We start from the raw sequence: 14855 nt of genomic DNA, 5'->3' as shown, positions 1-14855 counted from the left end.
CATGTGCGCATCCAGGAGGGGACGCTGGCATGTGATGGGCATCACTGCGACCATGGAGGTCAGTCCGAGCGTGAGCGCCAGGCGTGTCGCGGTGTCGACATCGGCGGACGGTTTCTGACGTCGGTTCAGTCCCGAGCCAGTGTGGCTCGGGCGTGAGCCGATCAGGAGTGTGCGATGCCCGCCCAGAACGTTGCCCGCAAGCTCATCGAAGCCCACCTCGAGGCCGGGGAGATGACGCCCGGCGACGAGATCGCGATCCGCATCGACCAGACCCTCACCCAAGACGCCACCGGGACGCTGGTCATGCAGGAACTCGAGTCGCTGGGTCTCGACCGCGCCCGCACGGAGGTGAGCGTCCAGTACGTCGATCACAATCTGTTGCAGACCGATGAGAAGAATGCCGAGGACCACGAGTACCTGCGCACCGCCTGTGAACGGTTCGGGCTCTGGTTCTCCAAGCCCGGCAACGGCGTCTCCCATCCCACCCACATGCAGCGGTTCGGCATTCCCGGCAAGACGATGGTCGGGTCCGACTCGCACACGCCCGCCGCCGGATCCCTCGGGATGCTCGCGATCGGCGTCGGCGGTCTGGAGGTGGCACTGGCCATCACCGGTCGCCCGTTGAACATCCGGATGCCCGAGATCTGGGGCATCAAGCTGGAAGGTGAACTGCCGCCGTGGTGTTCGGCAAAGGACGTGATCCTCGAGATGCTTCGACGGCACGACGTGAAGGGTGCCGTGAACCGCATCATCGAGTATCACGGGCCCGGGCTCGGGAGTCTGACAGCGATGGACCGACACGTGATCGCGAACATGGGTGCGGAACTGGGTGCGACGACGACGGTGTTCCCGAGCGACGACGCGGTGCGTGAGTTCCTCCGCGCCGAGGGTCGCGAGGACGACTGGACCGAGCTCGTCGCCGACGACGGCGCGACCTACGACGCCGAGGAGACCATCGACCTCACCGGGATCGTCCCGCTGATCGCGAAGCCCTCCTCACCGGGGGACGTCGTGCCCGTCAGCGAGGTCGCCGGCGAGGAGATCTCGCAGGTTGTCATCGGGTCGAGTGCCAATCCGGGTCTCCGCGACTTCGCGATCGCCGCGGCGATGGTGGCGGGGCGGCAGACGTCGTCGAGTGTCAGCTTCGACATCAACCCGACCTCGCGCGAGATCCTCACCGATCTCACCAAGATGGGTGCCACGACCAACCTGGTGATCAGCGGCGCACGCATCCACCAGGCCGGTTGCATGGGCTGCATCGGCATGGGACAGGCGCCTGCGACCGGCCAGAACTCCCTGCGCACGATGCCCCGCAACTTCCCCGGGCGGTCGGGCACCAAGGACGACAAGGTGTGGCTGTGTTCACCGGAGACGGCGGCCGCGTCCGCGCTGACCGGCGTGATCACCGATCCCCGCGACTGGGCGGCCGGAAACGACGTCCCATATCCCGATCTGGAGCTGCCGCAAGAGCATTCGGTCAACACCGCGATGCTGGTGCCGCCGCTCCCGGCGGAGGAGGCAACGCAGATCGAGCCGGTGAAGGGGCCCAACATCTCCGACCTGCCGGACCTCGATGCGCTACCCGACGTCGTCGAGGCGCCGGTGCTGCTGAAGGTCGGCGACAACATCTCCACCGACGACATCTCGCCGGCTGGTGCGAAAGCGCTGCCGTATCGGTCGAACATCCCGAAGCTCGCCGAGTTCTGCTTCACCCGCATCGACGACACGTACACGGAGCGTGCCCGATCCACGGACACCGGCCACATCATCATCGGCGGTGACAACTACGGACAGGGCTCGTCGCGCGAGCATGCCGCCATCGCGCCGCGCCATCTCGGCCTGCGGGTGGTGATCGCCAAGTCGTTTGCGCGCATCCACTGGCAGAATCTCGCGAACTTCGGTGTGTTGGCGGTGGAATTCGTCGACCCCGCCGACTACGACGCCGTCGAGCAGGACGACACCCTGCGGTTGGAGAACCTGCGGGACGCCCTGGGTGCCGATGACGTCCTCACCGTTCACAACCTGACCAAGGATCGCAGGTTCGAAGTCCGGCACCGACTCTCGAAGCGTCAGGTCTCAGATGTCCTGGCCGGTGGCCTGATCCCGCGGCTCGCCGCCGAGGAACACCCCGACGAACATCGAGCCGAGGAGACCGTGCTGCAGGACAGCGGCGAGATCAGCTGAGCGTCAGCGGACGTACCCCGTGAGCTGGTAGGTCTCCGGCGGACCGGTGATCGACGAGTAGAGCGAGACCTGAGTGAACGCGCCCTTCTTCGGCGCGAACAGCCAGATACCGACCGGGTACTTCGCGATCTTCCCGGCAGCGCAGTTCGGGTCACAGAGCTTGCGGTTTTCGGTGCCGAAGCCGACCGCGAAGGCGTCGGTCCATGCGAGCCAGGTGATGTCGGAGACGATGACTCCCACATCGGCGCAGAAGATCGACGAGAGAGTGCGGGGCTGAACAAGTTTCGCGCCGTCGCAACCGCCCACGACCGTCACTGCGGGGGCGGGCGCCGGAGCGGCAGCGGCGGTCCCGAGGCCGGTGGCGCCCACGATCGCGACCACCGCGGCGACCGCAGCGGTCACGCAGGTCCTGATGATGTTCCGTCGCATGAGATCCGCCTTCCGGTCGGGTTCCGGCACGCGAACATTCTCGGACACCCGGACGGGCCGCGGACGCCAAACCGCCGATCCCGGCGCCCATATGGGGGACACGACGAAGCCCCCGCCGGATCGGAGTGAACTCTCGACCCTGGCGGGGGCTGCGTACGTGGTGTTCCGAAGAGGATCAGGCCTCGACGATGAACGCCTCGAGCTGCTGACGCGCGACGTCGTCGGCGAGCTGCTTCGGCGGGGACTTCATCAGGTAGGCCGATGCCGGGAGGATCGGTCCGCCGATGCCGCGGTCCTTGGCGATCTTCGCGGCGCGCACGGCGTCGATGATGATGCCGGCCGAGTTGGGGGAGTCCCAGACCTCGAGCTTGTACTCCAGGTTCAGTGGCACGTCACCGAAGGCACGACCCTCGAGGCGGACGTAGGCCCACTTGCGGTCGTCGAGCCAGGCGACGTGGTCCGACGGGCCGATGTGGACGTTCTTGTCCTCGACCTTGCCGGCGAGCGCGCCGGTCAGGTTGGAGGTCACGGCCTGGGTCTTCGAGACCTTCTTGGACTCCAGGCGCTCGCGCTCGAGCATGTTCTTGAAGTCCATGTTGCCGCCGACGTTGAGCTGGTAGGTGCGGTCGAGGGTGACGCCGCGATCCTCGAACAGCTTCGCCATCACGCGGTGGGTGATGGTGGCGCCGACCTGGCTCTTGATGTCGTCGCCGACGATCGGGACGCCGGCGTCGGTGAACTTCTTCGCCCACTCGGGGTCCGAGGCGATGAATACCGGGAGTGCGTTGACGAAGGCGACACCCGCGTCGATGCAGCACTGTGCGTAGAACTTGTCGGCCTGCTCCGAGCCGACCGGCAGGTAGCTGACGAGGACGTCGACCTCGGCGTCCTTGAGGGCCGCGACGACGTCGACACCCGAGCCGTCGGCCTCGGTGATGGTCTCGAGGTAGTACTTGCCGAGACCGTCGAGGGTGTGGCCACGCTGAACGGTGACACCGGTCGGCGGCACGTCGGCGATTTTGATGGTGTTGTTCTCGCTCGCGAAGATCGCGTCGGACAGGTCGAAGCCGACCTTCTTGGCGTCCACGTCGAACGCGGCGACGAACTCGACGTCGCGGACGTGGTACGGGCCGAACTTCACATGCATCAGGCCGGGAACGCTGGCGTTCTCGTCGGCGTCCTTGTAGTACTGCACGCCTTGCACCAAGGATGAAGCGCAGTTTCCTACGCCCACGATGGCAACGCGCACCTTATTGGGCTCACCCATGGTCGGGCTCTCCTTCTTGTTGCGGCGTCGCAGACCTTCGCTGCGCCACCGGTGTTTTCACTTGCTCGGGTGCCCGAGCTGTTCGTCCCGGCTCTGCGGCGAGTCCGGTTCTGGCAATTCGTCATCGGCTCGTCCGGTGCCGGCGTCCGGCCCCGGATCGACAGGTGACTGTTCGGTTCCGGCGTCGTCCCGAGCGGTGTCGTCGGGATCAAATGTGTCGGAATCGAACGGACTTGGAGTCCCGTCTCGCTGCTGGGAGCTCTCGGCGGCGATCAGCTCGTTGAGCCAGCGGACCTCCCGTTCGCTGGACTCGAGGCTGAGCTGATGCAGCTGACGGGTGTAGCGATCGACCGCCCGGTTGGACCGTCCGACGATCTCCCGCAACCCTTCGCGGCGCTCCTCCACCTGCCGACGACGACCCTCGAGGATGCGCATGCGCGCAACTGCGGGAGTCCGGCTGAAGAACGCCAGATGCACACCGAAACCGTCGTCGGTGTAGTTCTGCGGACCGGTGTCGGCCACGAGCTCGGCGAACCGAGTGCGGCCGGCATCGGTGAGTTGGTACACCCGACGCCCACGGCGAACCTTCATGCCCGAGGGTGCGTCGGCTTCATCGATGAGACCGTCGGCCTGCATCCGACGCAGGGTCGGATACAGCGAGCCGTAGGAGAAGGCACGGAAGGCCCCGAGGAGCCCGGTCAGCCGCTTGCGCAGCTCGTAACCGTGCATGGGGGCTTCGAGAAGCAACCCCAGAATCGCGAGCTCGAGCACTTCGTCACCCCCTCCGGTCCGTCGATGTGTCGAAAGGTGCTGACAGCGCAACACCTCGCTCCGATGTGTTTGCCAATGTATCGCACCGATATAACCGGTGTCCACGACGAGGTCGATCGAGGAAGATACGTCGTGCGTTGGGCGGTCTCGGCAGCCACCCGGTTCCGTGGAGCGCGCGGACCCGTCGCGCCGACGACAAAGGTGTGACCACGTACGCTTGGAACCGTGCAACGCCAGATCGTCGACTACGCCCTGCAGCGGCGCGCTCGGCTGTCCTCGGTCCACGCGGGCCGGACCGCCGTGGCCGACGTGTGCGATGCGAGTCCGTACCTTCTGCGCGCGGCGAAATTCCATGGTCGGCCCAGCGAGACGATGTGCCCGATCTGCCGAAAAGAGCAGGTCACACTTGTGTCCTGGGTGTTCGGTGAACGGCTCGGCCAGGTGAGCGGCTCAGCGCGGAGTACGGACGAGATCGCCCGGCTGGCGACCACCGCCGAGGAGTTCTCGGTGCATGTCGTCGAGGTGTGCCGGACGTGCAGCTGGAACCATTTGGTGCAGTCATACGTTGCCGGGCTGCCGCCGCGGACCACGCGTCGCACCCGACGTGTGGCCAAGTAGTGCGCTGGCCTGCGGTTTTTTGCCGAGGCCTCATGCGTGCTGTCAAAGTGGAGTGGCACGAGGCTAGAGAATGAGCCCGAGGTCAGCGGTGCGTGTACGTGCCGCACGGCCCGGTAGGAAAGGTGGACGATGAGCGAGGCGTACGGTTCTTCGCCCACACCGCGCGGTACCGGACCCCGTCCCGGTCGCAACGGTGGCGGTAACAACGGACGAGCCAGCAGGCAGGCCACGGAGGCGCGGCAGAAACGCTTCGCGTGGGCGCTCGGCGCAGTGGGTGCGATCGTCCCGGCCATCGTGCTGGTGCTGATCATCGCGTTCGCATTCACCTACTTCACCGCGGAGATCCCCGAACCCGAGGTCAGCCAGAAGGCGACGATCGTCGACACCTCCGGCCGCACCCTCGCCGACATCACCCAGCCCGACGGCAACCGCACCGTCGTCCCGTTCGACGAGATCCCCGAGACGATGATCCAGGCGATCGTCGCTGCCGAGGACCGCGAGTTCTGGACCAACAACGGCTTCTCGCCGCGCGGCCTGTCCCGCGCCATGATCGGTCAGATCACCGGCAACCAGTCCGCCGGCGGTGGTTCGACGATCACGCAGCAGTACGTCAAGAACGCGATCGTCGGCGACGAACGCAGCTTCGACCGCAAGTTCAAGGAACTCGCGATCGCCGCCAAGATGAACGAGCGGCACGGCTGGTCGAAAGAGAAGATCCTCGAGGCCTACCTCAACACCATCTACTTCGGCCGCGGAGCCTACGGCGTCGCCGTCGCCACGCAGAAGTACTTCAACAAGTCCATCACCGACAAGGCGCGGGCGAAGAAGAACCCGCTGACCTTCGAGGAAGCCGCTCTGCTCGCGGGCGTCATCCGCGCGCCGTCGTACTACGACCCGGAGAACAACCTCGAGGCGACCGAGGCCCGCTGGCGGTATGTGCTGAGCGGCATGGTCGCGACCGGAGCCATCACCAAGCAGCAGGCCGACAACGCGGTCTTCCCCAAGACCGTCAAGGCGCGTGTCAGCGGAAGCGACGAGACGCCCGGCCCCAACGGTCTGATCAAGCGTCGGGTGCTCGAAGAGCTCACCAGCGTCGGCATCACCGAGAAGCAGCTGCAGACCGGCGGCCTCAAGATCAGCACCACCATCGACCCCCAGGTGCAGAACGGTGTCGTCCAGGCGGCTTGCCGCAAGAACAAGATCTACAAGTGTCCGAACGGTCAGCTGAACGGTGAACCCGACGACCTCCTGGCGTCCGTGGTGTCCATCGACCCGCAGTCCGGAGCCGTGCGCGGCTACTACGGTGGCGACAACGCCGGGGGATGGGACCTCGCGCAGGCGGGTCTCCAGACCGGCTCGTCGTTCAAGGTCTTCGCGCTCATCGCAGCCCTCGAACAGGACATCCCGCTGTCGAAGACCTACAGCTCGGCGCCCTTCGAGGCCAGCGGTGGACTGACGGTCGAGAACTCCGACGGTGAGAGCTGCGGCTCGTGCAACCTCGCGACCGCGATGAAGATGTCGCTGAACACCGTCTACTACCGCCTCATGATGGACCTCAAGCGAGGCGCCCAGGACGTCGCCGACGCGGCGCACCGGGCCGGTGTCGCCGAGTCCTTCGGCAACATCGAGAAGACCCTGGAGGAGGCGAACGGCTCCCCCGAGGGCGGCGTGGTGCTGGGCCAGTACCAGTCCCGCGTCATCGACATGGCCTCGGCATATGCGACGCTCGCGGCGTCCGGCGTCTACCACGAGCCGTACTTCGTGCAGAAGGTCACCGACTCCGAGGGCCAGGTGCTCTTCGAGCGCAAGAACGAGGGCAAGCGGGTCTTCCCCGCCAAGGTCGCCGACACCGTGACCGCGGCACTCGAACCGATCGCCGCGTACTCCAACGGCAACTCGCTCTACGATTCGTCGCTGGGCGCGCGTCCGTCGGCTGCCAAGACCGGCACCGTGCAGCTCGGCGACACCGGAAAGAACAAGGATGCCTGGATGGTCGGCTACACGCCGCAGCTGTCCACCGCGGTCTGGGTCGGCACCAACGACGGCACGGCGCTCACCAACTACAGCGGCGCGTCGATCTACGGCAGCGGCCTGCCCTCGCAGATCTGGAAGGCGGCCATGAACTCCGCCCTGGAGGGCAAGGAGATCAAGGAGTTCCCCGAACCCGAAGAGGCGATCGGCGGACAGGTCGGCATCCCGTACGAGGCGCCGGCGACGACATACGCCCCGTCGACGCGCTCGCGCGGACCCTCTGCTCCCACCTTCGAGATCCCCGATCAGGGCAACGACGGCAACCTGACCCTCGCACCGGGCGTGACCATCCCGATCCCGGGAGCCCCGCGCGGCGGCGGCAACTCCGGTGGCGGCAATTCCGGCGGCGGGAACTCGCCCGGTGGCGGAGGCACCGGCGGCGGGAACACCCCGGGCGGCGGAGGCAACCAGCCCGGTGGTGAGGACGGCGGAGGCGTCCCTGAACCGCCTGTCGGCTGACCAGGACACCTCGGCTGACACCGACGACGCAGCCGACCCTGCCTGGGACAGCCCTGCACCGTTGGCGCGTGACGAACGCGTCGACGCAGAACGAATACTCCCCGACAACCTCGTGCGCGAGGCGAGTTCACTCATCGGCGGCCCGGCGGGCGCGCATGCCGTCATCGGCCGCAGCCGCCACCTGACACCGCTGCGCGTGCTGTTCGCACTGGCTCTGTGCGGTCTGGCCCTCGGCTGGTTCGGCAAGGCGAGCTGTCTGCAGCAGGCTCCGGCCGACGACGGTTCGGCGAGCCGGCCGGGTGCCGAGATGCGACTCGACTGGGACGACCAGCGGCAGTTCACCAATCTCTGCTACAGCGACGTCATCAGCTTGTACGGCGCGGAACGACTGAACATCGGGGCACTGCCCTACCGCGATTTCTGGTTCCAGGAGGATGCCCGGGGTCAGACCATCAAGCGCTACATGGAGTACCCGGTCCTCACCGGGATGTTCATGTACGGCGCCGCGCAGCTGACGCGCGGTTGGGTGTGGGCCGAGGAGAACTGGGGTGTCCCCGGTGCGCTCGACGTCGTGCTGTTCTTCACCATCGTCGCGCTCGGACTGGCGCTGTTCTGGCTGGTCACGATCTGGGCCACGGCTCTGACCGCACGCACCCGGATGTGGGCGGTCTGGCTGGCGGCGCTGTCGCCGCTGGTGTTCGTCCACGCCTTCACCAACTTCGACACCATCGCGACGGCAGCCGTCGCGGTCGCCCTCCTCGCCTGGTCGCGGGACCGGCCGTGGATCGCGGGCGTGGCTATCGGGGTCGGCGCCGCCGCGAAGCTCTATCCGGCGTTGCTCCTGGTGGTGCTGGGAGCGTTGTGTCTGCGGTCCGGCCGGGTTCGGGAGTTCGGGGCCACGGCTGCGGCCGCGCTCACCGCCTGGCTGCTGGTCAACCTGCCGATCCTCATCCCGTATCCGACCGGGTGGTGGGAGTTCTTCCGGTTCAACGGCGACCGCTCCGCCGACGCCGACACCATCTACCGCATCCTCGCCGACACGCTTGGTTTCACATGGAACATCAACCATCTGAACGCGCTGTCGGTGGGGTTGACCGTCCTCGTCCTGGTGGCGGTCGCCCTCATCGGTCTGTGCGCGCCGTTCCGTCCCCGGGTCGCGCAACTGGCGTTCCTCGCGGTGGCCGGCTTCCTCCTCGTCAACAAGGTGTGGAGCCCGCAGTACTCGCTGTGGCTGGTGCCGCTGGCGGTCCTGGCGATCCCGCACACCCGGCTGCTGCTGACGTGGATGACGATCGACGCGCTGATCTGGATTCCGCGGATGGGCCTGTTCCTCGACCAGGAACGTCGTTGGCTCCCCGACCAGTGGTTCACCACCGCGGTGGTGCTCCGGGGATTGATCGTCATCGTGCTGTGTGCGGTTGTGATCTGGCAGATCTGGCATCCGAAGGACGACCTCGTCCGGGCCGGGAACGACGGCCGCTGGTACGACGACCCGGCCGGTGGGGTGCTCGACGGCGCACCGGACCACATCCGGCTGCGCCTGCCGTCGAGGCGTGTGCGGCGACGTACCGAAGACGAAGTGGCCGAGCCGGTTTCGGCCGGGTGTCGGTGAGCGGACAGCGGCTGCGCCGCGGTCCGACGCGTATCCGAGGGAACCGAACGCTGCGCCGGCGCGTCCAATCCATCATGAATCCCTCGCAACTCGCACTCCCCGACGACCTCACCGACTGGCTCGCCGAGGGCGACCGTACGGCCGAGCTCCTGTCCGATTCCGTGCTGGTCGACCAACAGTGGTGGATCGACACGCTGGCCGAGTTCAAGATGCCGAACACGTTGCACGGCAGTCGAATCGGCCGACAGGAGTTGTTCGCTCTCGGTGCGGTCGCCGGCGAATCCCCGGAAGATGCGATCGCGCTGCTGTGGAATGTCGTCGCGTTCTGCCTGGGCCGGCAGAACTCCGACGGCAAGAAGCGGATCGCCGCCGTGGCCGCGGACCGCAAACGCCTCGGAAGGTTGCTCCAGGAGGCCGCCCTGGCCAGTCGAGACGACCCGGGCGCGGCGTACGCGATGCTGCGACCGGACAAGGGCGGCAACACCATCGATCGGCTTGGCCCGGGCGGGTTCACCTGGTTTCTGTACTTCGCGGGTGCCGGCGACCCGAAACACCCGAGTCCGGTGCTCGAGGCAAAGGTCGGCCGGTCGCTGCGACGTGCCGGGTGGAAGGGTCTGCGCGACGGCGTCTGGACCGCCGCCGACTACGTCGCCTACTCGCGGATCGTGGATCGCTGGCGCACGGAAGCCGGGGTCGATCGCAACGACGTCATCGTGCGCGGCCTGTTCGCGATCTCGCCCCCGACCGGATGGGACCACCCATGGCAGGCCTGGGAGCGTCAGACGTGGGAGAAGGCGAACTGGGTGCGCGGCCCGCTGTCCACCGACGATCTGCGCGTCGTCCACCGCTGGTTGTGCACTCTGTCCGCATTGGCGCCGAGATCCGCTGAGGCGCAACACGAATTCAGGGACCTCGGTCGCAAGATCAGCCAGGCGCTCAATGGCGAGGTCAGTGAGATCAACAACGGATTCGACGAGGACCACGTCTACGGCAGCTATCTCGGTCGACGATTCTGAGGGTTGAGGCGTGCTTGCCGTGGGTATGGCCTGGACATGGCTGAGCGTGGCGAGAACATCCCGGACAGCACCGCGGAGGCGGTCGGCAAGGTGGGGGAGGCGCTCGAGTACGTCGAGCGCGCCCGTGGCCACCTCTACAGTTTCCATCAGCTCATCGGGCATGCAGACCTGCTGCTCGGCGAGGCCGTGGACGCACTGCGCGAGGACGGGCACACCGACATCGCTGACGCCCTCGCCACCGAGATGGTCGGACGCAATGTCGTCAACGGCCGCTGGACATTCCAGGTCGTCGAGGAGTTCGACTCCACCTACTGGCAACCGCTGCGCGACCACGTCGATCGGGCACGGACCGAGCTGACGGACGGAATCGCACACCTCCACGAGGCGCGGATGAAAGAGGACCGACGGACGCACGGTCACCCCGACCACACCAAGGAGCCTGAGGGCAGAGAACCCGGATCAGGTGGACATCCGCTGTAGCAGTATGTCTTTGGCGACCGGCCAGTCATCATCGGTCATCGAGTAGAGCGCGGTCGTGCGCCAGCCGCCGCCGAACCGCCGGTGTTTGCGGAGCAAACCCTCGAATCGGGCGCCGAGCTTCTCGATGGCGGCGCGGGACTGCGCATTGTGCTCGTGGGTGTGCCAGGTGACTCGTACAGCGCCGCAGTCCTCGAAGGCGTGCCGCAGCAACAGGTACTTCGCGGTTGGGTTGACCGTCGTCCCCTGCACGCGTTCGGCGTAGAACGTGTACCCGATGCAGGCACTCCGGTGGGTGTGGTCGATCTCGTAGAAGCTCGTCGACCCGACGATCTCGCCGTCTACGTTGTCGACGACCGCGAACGCAACGCGTGCGTCTGGGCCGACGTTGGCGGCATCGATGAAACGTTGGGCGGAGGTGAGGTCGACCGGTACACCAGGAGACCAGCGGAACCGGGCCGGATCCCCGACCACGCGGGCGAGCGCCGGAGCGTCGTGGACGGTCAACGGCCGCAGGGTGACCCGCTCGCCGACGAGCGGGCCAGTGCCCAACCAGGAACTCACGTCAGGCTCGATCCGCGGCCGGTGCAGCGGGTCGAGTCGCGGGATTTCCGGGGAGATCACGCGGTCCCGTGTCGCGGATCGTCTTCGACGCGAGCGGTTCCCGCAGCGGTGTGCGGGCGAGCGTACCGATCAGGTAGACGAGCAACACCGCGTGCACCCACACCGAGCCGGCGACTCCGGTGAGCACCCACCAGGGCAGGGGATCGCCGGCGTCGCGGATGGGGAACAGGCGGAAGATCGTGAGGTCGAGGGCGATGTCGGTGAGCAGGTAGACGGCGATCACCTGCCAGCGGACTCGCATGAGCACGAAGAACGGGAGAATCCAGAGCGTGTACTGCGGTGAGTGCACTTTGTGGAACAGCATGAACCCGGCGAGCATCGCCCCGCTCACGCCGATCCAGGGGAAGACCCCGATCCGCTCGTAGCGGCGCCACCCCAGGTACATGGCCACGGCGAAGCTGACGAGGATCAGCACCGGCGACGCCACTCCGACGACGGAGTGGTAGGTGTCTGTCGTTCCGGTGAGATAGCGCAGACCCCAGTACCAGATGGAGTTGGTGTCGACGTCGGCTCGCCGCCGCCCCTGGAAGGTCAATGCCGCCTTCCAGCCGTCGAATCCGAGGACCATGAACGGCAACTGGATCGCGACGACGGTCACCACCGCGGCGCCGGCCACCCATGCGGCACCGACCCAGTCGAGGCCGCGACGCCCCGCTTGTCCCAGACGAGCGGCGTCCCCGGTCAGGACATAGGCGGCCAGCGGCAGCACGAAGATCCCGGGATAGAGCTTGAGGCAGAAGCCGATGGCCAGCAGGACGGCCGCCACCACGGCACAGGCGCGCAGCGGGAGTCTCCGTCGGTCGGTGGCGGGATCGATCGAACCGCCCCACGCCATCACGGCGATCGCGGCGACCGCGGTCGCGACCACCGGCAACTCCCAATTGTGGAAGGAGTACAGGACCAGCGGGGGAGTGGCCGCCCACAACAGCGCCCACCAGCGGACCATCAGCGCCAGCATCACGGTGATCGCGAAACCGAACGGCGCCAACAACAATGCGGACTGGGTGAAGAACGCGGTGTCGGTGTCGGCGCCGATGGCCCCGACGTACATGAGCAGGCCGGACAACACCGGGTACTCGACCACGCCGCCGAACAGGGTGCCGTCCCCGGCGATCCCACCGTGAATGTAGGGGAACACGTGGTTGTTGATGTCGCGGCCGAGCCACAGGTACATCAGGTCCGAGTAGCAGGGGATGAGGCCGCCGGGATCGCCGGAGGGCCAGTTGGCGCTGCGGCCCTCGGCGTCGAACGGCGCCCCGCCGCAGCGGGCCTTCGCCTGGAAGCTCCAGAACATCGTCGCCGCGGTGGCCAGTAGCGAGACCAGCACGATGACCGCGGTCTCACCGCGTCCGGACAACCACGGGATCCGCCGAGGCGTACTGATCCGCGGCTCCGACATGGCCAACAGAGTAGGTCGTCGCGTCTGGATCGTGTTCCCTGAGGTGTGACGAGCCGCGAACGCCGAACCGACCCGATCGTCGATCAACGGCCACCGGTGTCTCTCCGACTTACCCTGGGTCGATGAACGTGCTGACCGTCGCAGGCATCGTCCCGGGGCCGCGCTACAGCGTCGAGGCGACCCTGGCGACCGGAATCGGGCACGACGGCACCGCGGGACGCGAACTGCCGGTGCGGGTGTGGCGCTACCAGGGCGTCGTCTCTCTCGATCACAACCGGGAGTTCCGCGGGATGATCCGCCTCACCGACGTCACGTCGATCTCGTTCTTCCTCCCCGACAGCCTCGATCACCGCCGCGACCCGCAGGCGATCCACACCGAGCTCGGCGTGCGGCAGTACGTGAGCAACCCCGGGCCGGCGGCGATCGGGATCGGGCCCACCTGGGCGGAGACGACCGTGGTCGACGATCCCCGTGGTGGCGAGGGCCGGTGGCTGCAGACCCAGGCGCACATCCACGGCTACGGCGTCGCGACCCTCGAGCTGAACTACCGCATCGAGGTCGTCACCAGCCGCTGAACCGGTGCTCACGACCTCGGATTTCCGGGAGAACGTCCTGGTCATGTATCTTGGACCGGTTGCCGACGCAGGCGACCCTCCTGCCACGGACAGTCCGTGGCCGACCTAGCCCATAGGAGGTGATGTGGTCTTATGCGTCACTACGAATTGATGGTCATCCTCGATCCGAATCTGGACGAGCGCACCGTCGCACCCTCACTCGATACTTTCCTCAATGTTGTCCGCAAGGATGGCGGTTCGGTGGATGGTGTCGACATCTGGGGCAAGCGCCGCCTCGCTTACGAGATCCTGAAGCACAACGAGGGCATCTACGCCGTCATCGATCTCAATGCCGAGCCCGCCACGGTCACCGAGCTCGACCGTCAGCTGAAGCTGAACGAGTCGGTTCTGCGCACCAAGGTCCTGCGGAAGTAATCCACAGGGTTTCTTGAACGTCTGAAGACGTCGGTACCGGGTTCTAGGGTTGACCCAGAAAATCCCGGTGCATGTCGATCAGCGAGTGCCCACCTACGACCCAAGGGGAAACACACATGGCAGGCGACACGGTCATCACCGTCATCGGCAATCTCACCGCCGACCCGGAACTGCGGTTCACGCCGTCCGGTGCAGCGGTTGCCAACTTCACGGTGGCTTCCACCCCGCGCACGTTCGACCGTCAGACCAATGAGTGGAAGGACGGCGAAGCGCTGTTCCTCCGCTGCAACATCTGGCGCGACGCCGCGGAGAACGTGACCGAAAGCCTGACCAAGGGTTCCCGGGTGATCGTGCAGGGACGGCTCAAGCAGCGGTCCTACGAAACCAAAGAAGGCGAACGACGCACGGTCGTGGAACTCGAGGTCGACGAGATCGGCCCCTCGCTGCGTTATGCCACCGCCAAGGTCAACCGCGCCTCGCGCGGCGGCGGCGGCGGTGGTGGCGGCGGATTCGGATCCGGTGGCGGCGGCGGTAGCCGCGGCGGCGGATCGAACCAGCAGGTCGCCGACGATCCCTGGGGCAGCGCGCCTGCCAGCAGCGGCGGATCGTTCGGTGGCGGGGACGACGAACCACCTTTCTGATATCTCACGGGACGACACTCACATGTGAGTGATCCCGAAGAAGCATTGACTGGAGCAATACACACATGGCAAAGGCGAAGCCCAGCCGGAAGCCTCGCGTCGAAAAGGTCACCAAGACCAAGGCGTGCAGCTTCTGCAAGGACAAGAAGGCCGACATCGACTACAAGGACACCGCGCTTCTGCGCCGTTTCCTGTCCGACCGTGGCAAGATCCGCTCGCGTCGCGTGACCGGTAACTGCGTGCAGCACCAGCGCGACGTCGCTGTGGCTGTCAAGAACTCGCGTGAGGTGGCCCTGCTGCCCTTCACCTCGACCAGCCGATAAGCGGAAAGGATCAGT

15 protein-coding genes are annotated in these 14855 nt (G+C 66.7%); 10 read left to right on the top strand and 5 right to left on the bottom strand.

All coding sequences use genetic code 11. The features are described 5' to 3' along the window. Window positions 1-174 precede the first annotated feature (174 nt). On the top strand, window positions 175-2184 hold the full coding sequence (locus GKZ92_RS22235; RefSeq protein ID WP_035753985.1) for an aconitate hydratase: 2010 nt from the start codon (window positions 175-177) through the stop codon (window positions 2182-2184). 3 nt (window positions 2185-2187) lie between these two features. On the opposite strand, the gene GKZ92_RS22230 is transcribed toward GKZ92_RS22235, so the two are convergent. From GKZ92_RS22230 to GKZ92_RS22220, 3 genes are all read right to left on the bottom strand, one after another. Next, window positions 2188-2613 (bottom strand): hypothetical protein, encoded by a 426-nt coding sequence (locus GKZ92_RS22230; RefSeq protein WP_035754045.1) that lies wholly within the window; start codon window positions 2611-2613, stop codon window positions 2188-2190. 175 nt (window positions 2614-2788) lie between these two features. Then, window positions 2789-3880, bottom strand: a complete 1092-nt coding sequence (locus GKZ92_RS22225; RefSeq protein ID WP_006361047.1) for an inositol-3-phosphate synthase — start codon at window positions 3878-3880, stop codon at window positions 2789-2791. A 57-nt stretch (window positions 3881-3937) separates the two neighbouring features. Continuing rightward, the gene (locus GKZ92_RS22220; protein WP_035753986.1) at window positions 3938-4651 is read right to left on the bottom strand and encodes a PadR family transcriptional regulator; all 714 of its coding nucleotides are present in this window, start codon (window positions 4649-4651) and stop codon (window positions 3938-3940) included. A gap of 225 nt (window positions 4652-4876) precedes the next feature. Here GKZ92_RS22220 and GKZ92_RS22215 point away from each other — a divergent pair, with 225 nt between their 5' ends. The 5 genes from GKZ92_RS22215 (at window position 4877) to GKZ92_RS22195 (ending at window position 10867) form a co-directional block, all read left to right on the top strand. Further along, on the top strand, window positions 4877-5269 hold the full coding sequence (locus GKZ92_RS22215) for a DUF5318 family protein (RefSeq protein WP_006361045.1): 393 nt from the start codon (window positions 4877-4879) through the stop codon (window positions 5267-5269). Window positions 5270-5398: 129 nt separating this feature from the next. Continuing rightward, window positions 5399-7759, top strand: a complete 2361-nt coding sequence (locus GKZ92_RS22210) for a transglycosylase domain-containing protein (protein ID WP_035753989.1) — start codon at window positions 5399-5401, stop codon at window positions 7757-7759. After that, complete coding sequence (locus GKZ92_RS22205; protein WP_187346490.1) at window positions 7719-9371, top strand: glycosyltransferase family 87 protein; 1653 nt, start codon at window positions 7719-7721, stop codon at window positions 9369-9371. The genes GKZ92_RS22210 and GKZ92_RS22205 overlap by 41 nt, the downstream gene beginning before the upstream one ends. A gap of 74 nt (window positions 9372-9445) precedes the next feature. Beyond that, window positions 9446-10387 carry an 8-oxoguanine DNA glycosylase OGG fold protein gene (locus GKZ92_RS22200; protein ID WP_155225645.1) on the top strand — a complete coding sequence of 314 codons (942 nt, stop codon included), beginning with the start codon at window positions 9446-9448 and terminating at the stop codon, window positions 10385-10387. A 36-nt stretch (window positions 10388-10423) separates the two neighbouring features. Beyond that, window positions 10424-10867 (top strand): hypothetical protein, encoded by a 444-nt coding sequence (locus GKZ92_RS22195; protein ID WP_035753990.1) that lies wholly within the window; start codon window positions 10424-10426, stop codon window positions 10865-10867. Here GKZ92_RS22195 and GKZ92_RS22190 read toward each other — a convergent pair. Further along, a complete protein-coding gene (locus GKZ92_RS22190) occupies window positions 10847-11428 on the bottom strand; it encodes a GNAT family N-acetyltransferase (RefSeq protein ID WP_035754048.1) in 582 nt (193 codons plus the stop codon). The two genes, GKZ92_RS22195 and GKZ92_RS22190, sit on opposite strands and share 21 nt — an antisense overlap. Window position 11429: 1 nt before the next feature. Further along, window positions 11430-12887, bottom strand: coding sequence for a membrane protein (locus GKZ92_RS22185; RefSeq protein WP_042376071.1), 1458 nt, complete (start codon window positions 12885-12887; stop codon window positions 11430-11432). Window positions 12888-13009: 122 nt separating this feature from the next. Here GKZ92_RS22185 and GKZ92_RS22180 point away from each other — a divergent pair, with 122 nt between their 5' ends. From GKZ92_RS22180 to rpsR, 4 genes are all read left to right on the top strand, one after another. Further along, window positions 13010-13462: a hypothetical protein gene (locus GKZ92_RS22180; RefSeq protein WP_006361037.1), complete on the top strand. Its 453-nt coding sequence runs from the start codon at window positions 13010-13012 to the stop codon at window positions 13460-13462. A gap of 132 nt (window positions 13463-13594) precedes the next feature. Next, the gene (gene rpsF / locus GKZ92_RS22175; RefSeq protein ID WP_004020660.1) at window positions 13595-13876 is read left to right on the top strand and encodes a 30S ribosomal protein S6; all 282 of its coding nucleotides are present in this window, start codon (window positions 13595-13597) and stop codon (window positions 13874-13876) included. Between the two features lie 116 nt (window positions 13877-13992). Then, window positions 13993-14517 carry a single-stranded DNA-binding protein gene (locus GKZ92_RS22170; protein WP_035753991.1) on the top strand — a complete coding sequence of 175 codons (525 nt, stop codon included), beginning with the start codon at window positions 13993-13995 and terminating at the stop codon, window positions 14515-14517. A 65-nt stretch (window positions 14518-14582) separates the two neighbouring features. Next, window positions 14583-14840, top strand: a complete 258-nt coding sequence (gene rpsR, locus GKZ92_RS22165; protein WP_006361034.1) for a 30S ribosomal protein S18 — start codon at window positions 14583-14585, stop codon at window positions 14838-14840. Window positions 14841-14855: the final 15 nt, after the last annotated feature.

The sequence above is a fragment of the Gordonia sp. 135 genome (assembly GCF_009720185.1).
Classification (GTDB): Bacteria; Actinomycetota; Actinomycetes; order Mycobacteriales; family Mycobacteriaceae; genus Gordonia; species Gordonia alkanivorans.
Note: the sequence above shows the minus strand (reverse complement) of the source record. Positions and strands in the feature narration are given on the sequence as shown.

What these genes read in the sequence shown, in the direction of transcription:
- GKZ92_RS22235 (WP_035753985.1), top strand. Translation starts at nt 175, where the DNA reads ATGCCCGCCCAGAACGTTGCCCGCAAGCTCATCGAAGCCCACCTCGAG.
- GKZ92_RS22230 (WP_035754045.1), bottom strand. Translation starts at nt 2,613, where the DNA reads ATGCGACGGAACATCATCAGGACCTGCGTGACCGCTGCGGTCGCCGCG.
- GKZ92_RS22225 (WP_006361047.1), bottom strand. Translation starts at nt 3,880, where the DNA reads ATGGGTGAGCCCAATAAGGTGCGCGTTGCCATCGTGGGCGTAGGAAAC.
- GKZ92_RS22210 (WP_035753989.1), top strand. Translation starts at nt 5,399, where the DNA reads ATGAGCGAGGCGTACGGTTCTTCGCCCACACCGCGCGGTACCGGACCC.
- GKZ92_RS22200 (WP_155225645.1), top strand. Translation starts at nt 9,446, where the DNA reads ATGAATCCCTCGCAACTCGCACTCCCCGACGACCTCACCGACTGGCTC.
- GKZ92_RS22195 (WP_035753990.1), top strand. Translation starts at nt 10,424, where the DNA reads ATGGCTGAGCGTGGCGAGAACATCCCGGACAGCACCGCGGAGGCGGTC.
- GKZ92_RS22185 (WP_042376071.1), bottom strand. Translation starts at nt 12,887, where the DNA reads ATGTCGGAGCCGCGGATCAGTACGCCTCGGCGGATCCCGTGGTTGTCC.
- GKZ92_RS22180 (WP_006361037.1), top strand. Translation starts at nt 13,010, where the DNA reads ATGAACGTGCTGACCGTCGCAGGCATCGTCCCGGGGCCGCGCTACAGC.
- rpsF (WP_004020660.1), top strand. Translation starts at nt 13,595, where the DNA reads ATGCGTCACTACGAATTGATGGTCATCCTCGATCCGAATCTGGACGAG.
- GKZ92_RS22170 (WP_035753991.1), top strand. Translation starts at nt 13,993, where the DNA reads ATGGCAGGCGACACGGTCATCACCGTCATCGGCAATCTCACCGCCGAC.
- rpsR (WP_006361034.1), top strand. Translation starts at nt 14,583, where the DNA reads ATGGCAAAGGCGAAGCCCAGCCGGAAGCCTCGCGTCGAAAAGGTCACC.